The organism is Pseudomonas sp. 29 (genome assembly GCF_002754355.1).
Taxonomy (GTDB): Bacteria; Pseudomonadota; Gammaproteobacteria; order Pseudomonadales; family Pseudomonadaceae; genus Aquipseudomonas; species Aquipseudomonas neuropathica.
In genome coordinates, this window is sequence record NZ_PEEY01000001.1 from 4,489,717 (window position 1) to 4,501,914 (window position 12,198).

The 12,198-nt window shown below is 58.3% G+C and carries 12 protein-coding genes; 9 read left to right on the plus strand and 3 right to left on the minus strand.

Annotated elements, in window-relative coordinates; all coding sequences use genetic code 11:
- Positions 1–61 precede the first annotated feature (61 nt).
- Positions 62–253, minus strand: a complete 192-nt coding sequence (locus CLU80_RS20805) for a YegP family protein (RefSeq protein WP_093438287.1) — start codon at positions 251–253, stop codon at positions 62–64.
- Between the two features lie 276 nt (positions 254–529).
- Here CLU80_RS20805 and CLU80_RS20810 point away from each other — a divergent pair, with 276 nt between their 5' ends.
- The 6 genes from CLU80_RS20810 to CLU80_RS20835 all read left to right on the plus strand — a co-directional run bounded on the left by CLU80_RS20810 (position 530) and on the right by CLU80_RS20835 (position 6,232).
- Positions 530–1,495, plus strand: a complete 966-nt coding sequence (locus CLU80_RS20810; protein ID WP_099758260.1) for a glycosyltransferase family 2 protein — start codon at positions 530–532, stop codon at positions 1,493–1,495.
- A gap of 3 nt (positions 1,496–1,498) precedes the next feature.
- The gene (locus CLU80_RS20815; protein WP_093438280.1) at positions 1,499–2,209 is read left to right on the plus strand and encodes a class I SAM-dependent methyltransferase; all 711 of its coding nucleotides are present in this window, start codon (positions 1,499–1,501) and stop codon (positions 2,207–2,209) included.
- Positions 2,206–2,592 (plus strand): GtrA family protein, encoded by a 387-nt coding sequence (locus CLU80_RS20820; protein WP_093438275.1) that lies wholly within the window; start codon positions 2,206–2,208, stop codon positions 2,590–2,592. Before CLU80_RS20815 ends, CLU80_RS20820 begins: the two co-directional genes overlap by 4 nt.
- Positions 2,589–4,685 (plus strand): DUF6311 domain-containing protein, encoded by a 2,097-nt coding sequence (locus tag CLU80_RS20825; protein ID WP_099758261.1) that lies wholly within the window; start codon positions 2,589–2,591, stop codon positions 4,683–4,685. The genes CLU80_RS20820 and CLU80_RS20825 overlap by 4 nt, the downstream gene beginning before the upstream one ends.
- 73 nt (positions 4,686–4,758) lie before the next feature.
- Positions 4,759–5,679: a LysR substrate-binding domain-containing protein gene (locus CLU80_RS20830; RefSeq protein WP_093438267.1), complete on the plus strand. Its 921-nt coding sequence runs from the start codon at positions 4,759–4,761 to the stop codon at positions 5,677–5,679.
- Between the two features lie 187 nt (positions 5,680–5,866).
- Positions 5,867–6,232, plus strand: a complete 366-nt coding sequence (locus CLU80_RS20835; protein ID WP_093438263.1) for a 5-carboxymethyl-2-hydroxymuconate Delta-isomerase — start codon at positions 5,867–5,869, stop codon at positions 6,230–6,232.
- A 3-nt stretch (positions 6,233–6,235) separates the two neighbouring features.
- Here the strand turns inward: CLU80_RS20835 and CLU80_RS20840 are convergent, their stop codons facing one another.
- Both CLU80_RS20840 and CLU80_RS20845 read right to left on the minus strand, forming a co-directional pair.
- A complete protein-coding gene (locus tag CLU80_RS20840) occupies positions 6,236–7,171 on the minus strand; it encodes a LysR family transcriptional regulator (protein WP_093438259.1) in 936 nt (311 codons plus the stop codon).
- A gap of 185 nt (positions 7,172–7,356) precedes the next feature.
- Positions 7,357–8,541, minus strand: a complete 1,185-nt coding sequence (locus tag CLU80_RS20845) for a cyanate transporter (RefSeq protein ID WP_099758263.1) — start codon at positions 8,539–8,541, stop codon at positions 7,357–7,359.
- Between the two features lie 412 nt (positions 8,542–8,953).
- Between CLU80_RS20845 and CLU80_RS20855 the strand changes: the two genes are divergently transcribed.
- From CLU80_RS20855 to CLU80_RS20865, 3 genes are all read left to right on the plus strand, one after another.
- Entirely contained in the window at positions 8,954–10,603 is a 1,650-nt protein-coding gene (locus tag CLU80_RS20855) for a phosphoethanolamine transferase (protein WP_099758265.1), read from the plus strand.
- 163 nt (positions 10,604–10,766) lie between these two features.
- Positions 10,767–11,900, plus strand: coding sequence for a ribonuclease D (rnd, locus tag CLU80_RS20860; protein WP_093438244.1), 1,134 nt, complete (start codon positions 10,767–10,769; stop codon positions 11,898–11,900).
- Positions 11,897–12,190: a YcgL domain-containing protein gene (locus CLU80_RS20865; protein WP_093438239.1), complete on the plus strand. Its 294-nt coding sequence runs from the start codon at positions 11,897–11,899 to the stop codon at positions 12,188–12,190. The genes rnd and CLU80_RS20865 overlap by 4 nt, the downstream gene beginning before the upstream one ends.
- The last annotated feature ends 8 nt before the right edge of the window (positions 12,191–12,198 follow it).

Here is a 12,198-nt window from a genome sequence, read left to right on the forward strand (position 1 = left end):
AAAAGCCTCACAGTCTCTAAACTGTGGGGCTTTTCCATTTCCGCAGGATCGTGCAGAGCGGCTAGATCTCCTTGACCGGCGTCTCCCCCCGCACAGCCTTGATCAGCCCGATCACATGCATGCAATCCGCCTTGTTCACATACGACTCGCCACTGGCGATGGTCTCGTGGTTACCCGCTCTCAGTCTCCAGCGCCATTGTCCTTTGCCGGTGCTCGGGGTGCCTCTGGATTGCCTGTAAATCTCGAAATACATTCAGTTCGCTCCATGCGATTCATTGTGCGACAGCCGCTGTGGCGCATGGTCGCAAGCCTAGCGCAGACGGTTTTTTTGGCTATCGGACATTTGTTTCCAATCGTTCGCGGATGTTTCTGAAGGACGCGGGCTAGAGCGCAGCAATAGGCCTGTGGATTGGCCAAAATGACGCCGTCTGATCCTTGCAACACCGTCGACGCTGCTGCTTAATACGGGACGGCTCATGGCGTCGAATATCGTTCGGCGACCGACAAACACTATAAGAAGAGCACTCCTTTGACTGAGCACGGAACGCAACAGGCCGGGCGGGTGACGTTATCGCTGGTGGTCCCCGTTTTTAACGAAGAGGACAGCCTCGACACGTTTCTGCGGCGCATCAATGAAGTCTTTCAGACGCAGGCGTTGATCGACCTTGAACTGGTATTCGTCAACGACGGCAGTACCGATGCCACGCTTGAGCGCCTGCTCGAACATCAGCGGGACGATGCGCGTCTGCGTATCGTCGATTTGAGTCGCAACTTCGGTAAAGAAGCAGCGTTGTCCGCCGGTTTGCAGATCGCGACCGGGCAAATCGTGGTGCCGATCGACGCTGATCTGCAGGACCCGCCCGAGGTCATTGTGCAGATGATCGAGCGTTGGCGAGAAGGTTTTGAAGTGGTGCTCGGTCACCGCATCAGCCGTCGCAGCGACACCTGGGCCAAGCAGACATCAGCGCACTGGTTCTACTGCCTGCACAACAAGATCGCTGAACAGCCTTTGCCCGAGAATGTCGGCGATTTTCGTCTGATGGATCGCTGCGTGGTTGATGCCTTGCTGACCCTGCCGGAGTCCCGGCGCTTCATGAAAGGCTTGTTCGCCTGGGTCGGCTTTCGCACCACTCACGTCGATTACGAGCGCCCGGAGCGCGTGGCGGGGCAGAGCAAGTTCAATGGCTGGCGCCTGTGGAACTTCGCGCTGGAAGGCATCACCAGTTTCAGCACTGAACCGTTGCGGATCTGGACGTATGTCGGCGCACTGGTGTCGCTGGTGTCATTTGCCTTCGCCATATTCATTGTCCTACGCACGCTGATTCACGGTATCGACATGCCCGGTTATGCCTCGCTGATGGTGGCCGTGACCTTTCTCGGAGGACTGCAATTGATCGGCATCGGTGTGCTCGGTGAGTACCTGGGCCGCACGTATATCGAATCCAAACGCCGGCCGGTTTTTCTGGTGCGTCGCGTCTATGACCCCAAGGACTGACACATGGATCTCAAGGAAACCGACATCCTCGGCGACGCCATCAACGAGCACTGGTATTACTGCTCCAAAGCCGCCGCCACCCGGCGTTTGCTGGGAAATGCACCCATCAGCCGAATCCTCGATGTCGGTGCCGGCTCGGGATTTTTCTCCCACCATTTGCTGACGCACACCGATGCACGCGAAGCATGGTGCGTGGATATCAGCTACCCCGCCGACTCCAGCGCGACCACCGCCGGCAAACCGGTGCACTACCGTCGCGGGATCGAAACCATCGAGGCCGATCTGGTGTTGCTGATGGACGTGCTGGAGCATGTCGATGATGACCTCGGTCTGCTCAAGATGTACGTCGACAAAGTGCCATCGGGCAGCCGGTTTCTGATGACGGTACCGGCATTCCAGTTCTTGTGGAGTGGCCACGATGACTTTCTTGAGCACAAGCGCCGTTACACCCTGGCGCAGTTCGAAACCCTGGCGCGTGATGCTGGTTTGACGGTGCAGCGCGGTGCCTATTATTTCGGCGCGGTGTTTCCGATTGCGGCGGCGTTGCGCTTGCTGCCGCAAGGCGCGCAAGCCCAGCCGCCGCGTTCGCAACTCAAGCGTCATCATCCGCTAGTGAACGGTGTTCTCAAGACGCTATGCAGTCTTGAACTGCCGTTGATGGGCATCAACCGTCTGGCCGGGTTGAGTGTGTTCGTGTTGGCGCAAAAACCGTGACCTCAACCGAAAAGTCAGCGCTGCTCCAGCGCGGTTTGCGCTTTGCTGTGACCGGTTTGTTTGTCACGGCTCTGCATGCGCTGGTGGCGGTGCTGTTCATCAACTTCATTACTGCGCAACCGCCGCTGGCCAACGGCGTGGCGTTCATCGTGGCGACGGTGATGTCCTACGTGATCAATACCACCTGGAGTTTCTCGGCACGTTTGCATGGCAGAACGTTACTGCGTTTTCTGCTGGTGTCGGCGTGCGGGTTTCTATTGGCGATGCTGGTCGCCTGGGTGGCGCAGATGGCCGGGCTGCACTATCTGCTGGGCATCGTTGCGGTGGCACTGACGATTCCAGCGTTCACCTTTGTCTTGCACAATTTCTGGACTTATCGATGAAGGCTTCACCAAACCATCCTGCGCTGGGCGTGTTGCCTTTACTGCTCGGCGTTCTGGCATTTTTCTGTGTGATCGGGCCGCAAGCGCTGGATCCGCAAAACATTGCCTGGCTGGAGCAGGGCGATCCGGCGACGCATTATCTGGGCTGGGAATATTTTCGCCATTCACCCTGGACCTTTCCGCTCGGACTCAACCCTTCCTATGGTCTGGAGCTGGGCAGTTCAATCATCTTTTCCGACTCCAATCCGCTGCTGGCGTTGCTGTTCAAACCGTTCAATGCGTGGTTGCCGGCGACTTTCCAGTATTTCGGTCTGTGGCTGCTGGCGTGTTTCGTGCTGCAAGCCTGGTTCGCCTGGAAACTGCTGGGGCTGATGACCGGCAATCCGCTGATTCGTTTGCTGGGTACCGGTTTGCTGGTGGTTTCACCGCCGATGTTTCTACGCATGGGCGGACACCTTTCCCTGTCCGGGCATTTTCTGATTCTGGCGGCGCTGTACCTCGCGTTCTTGCCGAACCTGTCTCGACGACGCCTGGCCTGGGGCGCGTTACTCGCGGTGACGGCGATGGTGCATGCGTACCTGCTGGCGATGGTGGCGCTGATCTGGGTAGCAGATCTGCTCGGCAAAACTTTCAGCCAACAACTGACTCGGCGTCAGGGGCTGCTTGAAGGCGTTTCGCTGTTTGCCGTGGTGAGTGTGTGTTGCTGGCAGGCCGGTTACTTCGCCATTGCCGACGGCGGGCAATCCGGCGGTTTCGGGTTGTACCGGATGAACCTGTTGTCGCCACTCGACCCAGCGGGCTGGTCGTTCATCTTGCCGGATCTGCCAAAAGCCAGCGGCGATTACGAAGGCTTTAATTATCCGGGGCTGGGTGTGCTGTTGCTGGTGCCGTTGGCGCTGATTGCCTTGCTGAGAAATCGCCAGCCGCTGAAGGATGAGCTTCGCGTTCGCCCTTGGCTGTTGCTGGCGTTGATCGGTTTATCGTTGTTTGCGCTATCGAACCAGATCGGTGTCGGCGCGCACACGTTCAGCTATCCGCTGCCGAAAATCGCCCTCAAACTGGCCAATATTTTTCGCGCGTCGGGGCGGATGTTCTGGCCCGTGTTGTACGCGCTCATCCTGATGGTGATGTTCCTGCTGGTACGCGGTTACCGGCCACGTATCGTCGTCGCGTTGTTGGCACTGGCATTGACGATACAGATTGTCGACACGCGCAACGGCTGGATGGGCTTGCGCAACAGCAAAATGATGACGCCCGCCGCAGAATGGCCAACGCCGATGCGTGATCCATTCTGGGTGAGTGCGGCGGCGCATTACCCGAACGTGCGCAGTCTGATGCCACAGAATCAGTCCGAACGCTGGCAAGTGATTGCCGATTTCGCTGCGACCCATGGTCTGAAAACCGACGCGGTCTATCTGGGACGCATGAGTTCAACAGCGCTGGATCAGGCTCGGCAGAAAACGCAGCACATGCTCGAATCAGGGCAATACGATGCCGACTCGTTGTACATCCTCGACGACTCCGTGCTGGCCGATGCCGCCAGATACGTCAACAGTGAAACGGATCTGCTGACCCGAGTGGATGGCCTGGTGGTGCTGGCGCCGGGCTGGAAGCGTTGTTCGCAGTGCCTGAGCGTGCCTGATGAAGGACGCCGAATGTCATCGCTGGCACTGATGCGTCCCGGTCAGGCGCTGATCTTCAACTACTCCGCCCGGCAGTTGACCAGCGGTTGGTCGACCCCGGAAAACTGGGGTACATGGTCGGCGGGGCAGCAGGCGCAGGTCGACTTGCGGGTGTCACCCGAGGCGCGTTCGATTGCGCTGGAGGTCATGGCATTCGTTTTGCCGCAGCACCCGGCGCAGCGAGTGATTGTCAGTTTGAATGGCGAGCAGGTACTGAGCACGCGGCTGGTGCAACATCAGGATAATCATCTGGAGATCCCTATCAGTCCTGCGATCCGTCAGCATCTGGCAGACAATGATCGCCTGACGATCGAGCTGCAATTGCCCGACGCCATCAGCCCTGAACAACTGGGCATCAATGACGATTCACGGGTCATGGCGCTGGGCTTGAAACGCCTGACGGTGAACTGACGCAGCGTGGCGATGGACGCCGGGGCCCCGGCCTTTCTACACTGCCGGTATTCCGGGGGGCAGGGGGCAATGGATGAACCGCAATGAACTACGCAAGGCTGACATCAACCTGATGGTGGTGTTCGAGACCTTGATGCTCGAACGCAACGTGACCCGGGCGGCCGAGAAGCTGTTTCTCGGCCAGCCGACCATCAGCTCGGCGCTCAATCGCTTGCGCACCATGCTCAATGATCCGCTGTTCATCCGCGTCGGTCACCGCATGGAACCGACCGCCCGCGCCGAAGATATTTTCCGCCATCTCAAACCTGCGCTGGATTCGCTGTCGGTGGCGCTGAGCCTGACCCGCGATTTCGATCCGGCCGTGAGCACCATGACGTTTCGCATCGGTCTGTCCGATGACGTCGAATTCGGCCTGTTGCCGCCGCTGTTGCGTGCGCTGCGCCAGGAAGCGCCGAACGTGGTGTTTGTGGTGCAACACGTCGATTACTGGCGCATCCCCGATCTGCTCGCGGCGGGCGACATCACGGTCGGCATCAGCCAGACCCGAGGCTTGCCGGCCAATGCCAAGCGCAAATTGCTGCGGCACATCCAGCCGAGCATCCTGCGCGCCGACGCCAGTGATACACCGCTGACGCTGGATGAATATTGCGCGCGCCCCCATGTACTGGTTTCGCACACGGCCAACGTCAGTGGTTTTGCTGATGAGTGGCTGGCCGAACTCGGTCGTACTCGCCAAGTGGTGCTGTCGGTGCCGCAATACAGCGCGTTGCCGGCGCTGCTGGCGGGCACTGACTTGATTGCCAGTCTGCCGGATTACGCGGCGGCAGCCATGGCCACTTCCGGATTGCTGTTTAAGGAGCCGTTTCCGTTTAAAACACCGACGCTGGATTTGTCGATGGTCTGGCTCAGCCACGTCGACAGCGATCCGGCGGAGCGCTGGTTGCGCTCCAGGCTGGAGCAGTTCATGAGCGAGCGGCCACTGACGCCATCCTGAGCCATAACACACACTTTGTGGGAGCGAGCTTGCTCGCGAAAGCGGTGTATCAGGCACCTTAAGTGTCGCTGAACGATCGCATTCGCGAGCAAGCTCGCTCCCACATTGATATGTGAAAGTCCCCGGGAAGGTAGGGCAGAGCTGTGCTATATGTACGACCTTTCTGCCAACTGACTGGGGACCTGCAATGCCACACCTGCACATGGAATACACCGCCAACCTGCCGCAGTTGAACGCCGATGTCGCGTTGATGCGGCTCAACAACACCCTGGTGGGCTCTGGTCAGTTCGCGGCGGAGTTCGATATCAAAAGTCGTGCGGTGAAAGTCGAGACCTTCAAGGTCGGAACCGCCATGGCCGAGCGCGCCTTCGTCTATGTGAAGCTGGCGCTGCTCAGCGGGCGTTCGCCGCAGATCAAGAAGCAGTTGTCAGAGAGCCTGTTGGCAGTCTTGCAGGACCTGTGCGAATGGCCGGCCGGTGTCGAGGTGCAGCTGTGTGTCGAACTGGTCGACATGGATCGCGAGTCCTACAGCAAAACCGCGATTGGTGTGTAGGACTCAGGCCGCTTCGAGTTCGCTGCACACCTTGACCACCTGCTCGCGCAACCACAGGTTGGCGCTGTCCTGATCAACGCTCTGGCTCCATTGCATGTCGAGGGTAAAGCCCGGCAAGCCATTTGGCGCCTCGCAGTGATTGAACACCGCCTCGTTGGTCAGTAAACGCTGGATACGGCGCGGCAGGGTGAGGATGAAGTCGGTCCCGGTGATCATTTTCAATGCCGCGCTGTAGCTGTTCGAGCGCGCGACGATCTGACGCTTCTGCGCCTGCCGCGCCAGCCAGCCATCGACCATGTTGGTGGTTGACGTCCATGGCGTCGGGAACACGTGCCGGCGTTCGGTAAAAGCCTGCAGGCTCAGGCGTGGCTCCAGTGGCGTGGCGCGTTTGTCGAAGACGCAGACCAGATCGTCCTCCAGCAGCATTTGTGATTTCAGGTCAGCGTGATGACGGTGGAAGTTGGGGCCGAAGCTGATCACCAGATCGAGGCTGCCGTCGCGCAGCTCATCCGCCGGGACATCGGTCTCGAACTTGTGCATGTTGACCATCACCGGCAAATCATCGAAATCGAAACGCTTCAGCAGGCGCGGCAGAATCAGTTGCTCGAAGTATTCCGGGGCGCAGATGTTGAAGGTGACGGCTTGTCGGGTCGGGTCGAACGTGGGGGCACCGGCGTGGCACAGGTTGATGCTTTCGAGGATCTTCTGCACATGCCCGTACATGGTGCTGGCCTTGTAGGTCGGACGCATGCCGGTGCGGGTGTTGATAAACAGTTCGTCTTCGAAACTGGTGCGCAGTTTTTTCAAACAGTAGCTGACCGTGGACTGGCTGACGAACAGGGTTTCTGACACATCGGTGACGCTGCTCTGCTCATAAACAGCGACAAACACCATGAGATCCTGCATGTCGAGCTTTCTAAGCAAGTTACTGTTCAGCATCCGTTCCGTCTCGCTGTGCTCCTTGCGCTGAATCCGCGCAAACGTGTGCGAATGATCCTAACGGAACGATGGTGCCAGGACAAAGCCCTGTAGGACGTTTCACAGTCAGTTGTGGGACAGAAAGTTTTAGTAACACGACGTCTCGGGGCAAACCGCAGAAAGATGGCCAGAGGCCTTTAGCCCGATCAGGAAAAGTGCCTCGCGTAATGCCGGGGATCGAAGCGCCATACCATCAACAGCATCACCACCATTACCGCGGTCAATGACCACCACGCCCACTCGAAGCTGCCCAGTTGATCGCGGATCATTCCAGCCAGCAGCGGCGAGAGACCAGCAATCAGATAGCCAATGCCTTGCACAAATGCAGTCAAGCCACCGGCACGTTGCGGGTTGTCGAGATGATCAAGCGAGACAATCAGGCTCATCGGGAACAACCCGCCAATGCCCAGCCCCAACAGGCATGGCCACAGCAGGCTGAATTGTTGCGGGCTGAGGATCAGGCCGCAAAATCCGCCGATGATCAGAGCCAGTAGCGTCAGCAGAATCACACGCCGATCCCGGCTGCGATTGGCGATAGCCGGAACCACCAGACCGGAAATCACCTCCATGGCCGTCAGCAAACCCAACAGCAGCCCGGCGTTCTGTTCGCTCCAGCCGTTTTCCACGTAGTACGGCGCGAGCCAGGCCAGCACGCAGGTATAGGACGCTGTCCCCAGACCAAAGAAGAGGGCCAGCAACCAGGCACGGGAATACTTGAAGAACGAATCCTTGCCGGCTGTCGCCGTCACCGTGGAGGACAGCTGGTTGCGTTGCGACCACCAGAACAGCAGCGCGATGAATGCCAGGATCGCCCAGATCGCCAAACCGCCGCGCCAGCTCCCGGTTTGCAGCATCACCAGCGGTGCGAACGAGGCCGCAATGGCCGCTCCACCCATGATCGACGTGACATATAAACCCATGCACAGCGCGACATTGTCGGCGAAGCGCGATTTGATCAGCGTCGGCATCAATGCCTGAATCAACGCAATGCCGACGCCAGCCAGCACCGCGCTGACGATCATTTCGGCTGCCGATTCGATAAACAGCCGCGACAGCGTCGCCAGGCCAATGATCAGCAAGGACAGCAACACCGTCCGTTGTTCGCCCAGCCGCTGACTGATGCCAATGCCGAAAAACATCGCCAGACCCATCGCCATCACTGGCAGCATGGTCAGCAGTGACGCGACGCTGAAACTCAGCGGGATGTCAGTGCGAATGGCCGACAGTAACGGACCGAGCGCCGCCATCGATGGACGCAGATTGAGGGCGACGAGCATGATCGCGAGCATCAACCAGACAGCGGGGCGAGCGGTAGCGCGGACGTTTTCCATCATCAGACCTTTGGGTGGGGCAGATGATTAAGCGCGGAGCGGTCTGGTCCGGGCAAACCAGAAAACCCACAGCCGTATTTAAAAAGTCGATATTCCCACTCTCTGTGGGAGCGAGCCTGCTCGCGAAAGCGGATTGTCTGTCGGCAAAAGTGTTGAATGTGCCGGCCTCTTCGCGAGCAGACTCGCTCCCACAATGGACAGCCGTGCTGTTTTTCTGAATAAGACCCGAACCATTCTCAAATACGTCACACGTTTCATCGCTTTGCCGAAAGCCAACTAATCGTTGGCGTCTTTTTCACAAAAAATTGATGGTTGCCTGCTTAAAGTTTCTCGTGCCTTGGTTAATGAAATTTTCACAATCGAAATTTCTGTCATTGACCGAGGCTCTTCTTTTCAGGAATCGCCCATTTCTATGTTGAAGTTAAAAGCCGTGCGCCCGGAATGGGTGACGTTGATTGCCAGCGCCTTTCTTTTAATTGGCTGCAATTTTGTCCTTTGGCAGCACCTGTTCGAGATCACCGCCGCCGATGGCAAGGGCATCGCCATGCGCGTGGCGTTCGGGGTGATGATCCTTGCGGCATTCAACATCGTGCTGACGCTTCTGGCATTCCGTCCGTTGCTCAAGCCGCTGTTGACCCTGATATTTCTGATCAGCGCCGGCGTGGCTTATTTCATGAGTCAATATGGCGTCATGATCGATGCCGGCATGTTTCGCAACTTTGCCGAAACAAATGCAACGGAAGTGCGTGATCTGCTCTCGTTGAAGTTGTTTGCTTATATCCTGTTGCTCGGTGTATTACCGTCCTGGTTGTTGTGGAAAGTGCCAGTCAACTATCGTCGATGGCACCGTGAGTTAATCAGCAAAGTTATTGTCGGTGTTGCTTCTGTGGCGGTGATTGGTGGGGTGGCGCTGGCCAACTATCAGGGCTTGTCATCGCTGTTTCGCAATCACCACGAAATTCGCTTGATGCTGGTGCCCAGTAATTACATCGGTGCTTCGGCGGGTTATCTACGTGAGCAAGTGGTCTCGGCGCGGCAGCCATTCATCAAGATCGGCGAGGACGCCGAGCGCAATCCGGATGTGAAGCTTCAACCGCGTAAATCGCTGACCGTGCTGGTGGTGGGTGAAAGTGCCCGGGCGGAGAACTTCGGCATCCTCGGTTACCACCGTGACACCACGCCGACACTCGATAAGGAAGCCGGCCTGATCGCTTTCACTGACGTGCATTCCTGCGGGACGGAAACGGCGGTATCGGTGCCGTGCATGTTCTCCAACATGGGCCGCAAGGATTATGACGCCAGCAAGGCGAAGAATGAGGAAGGCCTGCTCGATGTGCTCAAACGTGCCGGTATCGATGTGATCTGGCGTGACAACCAGTCCGGCTGCAAAGGCACTTGCGACCGGGTCACCCTGCAAGATGTCAGCAACCTGAAAGACCCGGCGCTGTGTGCCAACAGCGAGTGCCGCGACGAAATCCTCCTGCAAGGTCTGCAAAGTTTTATCGACCATCTGGACAAGGACACCGTGCTGGTTTTGCACCAGATGGGCAGTCACGGCCCGGAATACTTCAAGCGTTATCCCAAGGAATACGAGCACTTCACCCCGGTGTGTGAAAGTAACGCGCTGAACAATTGCAGCCGCGAAAGTATCGTCAACGGTTACGACAACACGCTGGTGTATACCGATCACGTGCTGTCGAGCCTGATCGATGTATTGCGCATTAATCAGGACAAAGTTGATACCGCGATGTTGTACCTGTCGGACCACGGTGAGTCGCTTGGCGAGTACAACTTGTTCCTGCACGGTACGCCTTACATGTTGGCGCCAGAGCAACAAAAGCATGTAGCGATGCTGGCGTGGTTCTCCGATAACTATCAGAAGGCTTATTCGGTCGACACGCATTGCCTGCAAATGAGCCGCGACAAACCACTGAGCCAGGACAACCTGTTCCACTCGATGCTTGGCCTGCTCGAGGTCAGGAGCAAGGTCTATCAGCCGGGTCTGGACATGTTTGCCGGTTGCCGTGGTGCGGTGATCGACGGCGTACTCGCCAAGGACTGAGGCCAATCGGCTCCGTCGTTCTGATACGACGGGGCTTTCTGCTTCTTTTGTCAGACTATTCTTGCTCTCTGGCAGGACATTTCGTTACAGCTCTTGCCCTTCACAGGCGCGTAAATCGCCAGTGGCGATATATACTGCGCGCCATTCTTCAAGGGAGAGCCGTGTGGCCATCGATATTCACTGGATTCGCGACAACGAAAGCCTCGCGCAGTTTTGCGCCGAGTGGCAGCAGCTGCCGTTCGTTGCCCTCGACACCGAATTCATGCGGGTCGACACCTTCTACCCGATTGCCGGCCTGTTGCAGGTGGGCGACGGCAAACGCGCCTACCTGATCGATCCGCTGACCATCAATGCCTGGCAACCGCTGGCTGCGTTGCTGGAGAACCCGGCGGTACTCAAAGTCCTGCACGCCTGCAGCGAAGACCTCGAAGTGCTGTTGCGCCTGACCGGCAGCCTGCCGGCCCCGATGTTCGACACGCAACTGGCCGCCGCTTACCTGAACCTCGGTTTCTCGATGGGTTATTCGCGACTGGTGCAGGAAGTGCTCGGCATTGAACTGCCGAAGGGCGAGACCCGTTCCGACTGGTTGCAGCGTCCGTTGTCCGAGACGCAAATCAGCTACGCCGCCGAAGATGCGGTGCATCTGGCGGAGGTTTTCGTACAGCTGCGACCGAAACTGTCTGACGACAAATTCGCCTGGGTGCTGGAGGACGGCGCTGAGCTGGTCGCCAACCTGCGCCGTGAAACCGACCCGTACGAGGTCTATCGCGAGGCCAAACTGGCGTGGAAACTCTCCCGTGCGCAACTGGCGGTTCTGCGTGAACTGTGCGCCTGGCGGGAAAAGGAAGCCCGCGCCCGCGATCTGCCGCGCAACCGCATCGTCCGCGAGCATTCGCTGTGGCCACTGGCCCGCACGCAACCGGACAACCTCGCGGCGCTGGGCAAAATCGAAGACATGCACCCGCGTACCGTGCGTCAGGACGGCCAATTTCTGCTTGATCTGATCAAGCGCTCTGGCAGTGTGGGGCCTGATCAATGGCCGCCCGCCGTAGCGGAGCCCTTGCCGATCGAAGCCGCCGCGTTGATCAAACAATTGCGCGCATTGGGCCAGGCTGAGGCCGAGCGCCTGGGCATTGCCCCGGAACTGATGCTGCGCAAGAAAACCCTCGAAGCCCTGGTCAAAAGCGGCTATCCCGAGGGTCCTTACCAATTGCCTGAGTCGTTGCGTGGCTGGCGCCGCGAACTCATGGGCCAGAAGCTGCTCGACAGCCTGGCCACCGCCGGAGAACAGCCTTGAAACGTATTTGCTCTATTTACCAAAGCTCGAAGCGCAAGGGCATGTATCTCTATGTGCTCAAGAGCGATGAGCTGGAACGCGTGCCCGAGGCCCTGATGGCGGCTTTCGGCAAAGCCATATTTGCCTTCAGTCTGGTGTTGACGCCTGAGCGCAAACTGGCCAGCGAGGACATCGTCGTGGTCCTGGAAAACCTCGACAAGCAGGGCTACCACCTGCAAATGCCGCCGGCCGAGGACGAGTACATCGAGCACTTGCCCGAAGAGTTGCTGCGACGCAACGACCCGGTCTGATCTGCGCG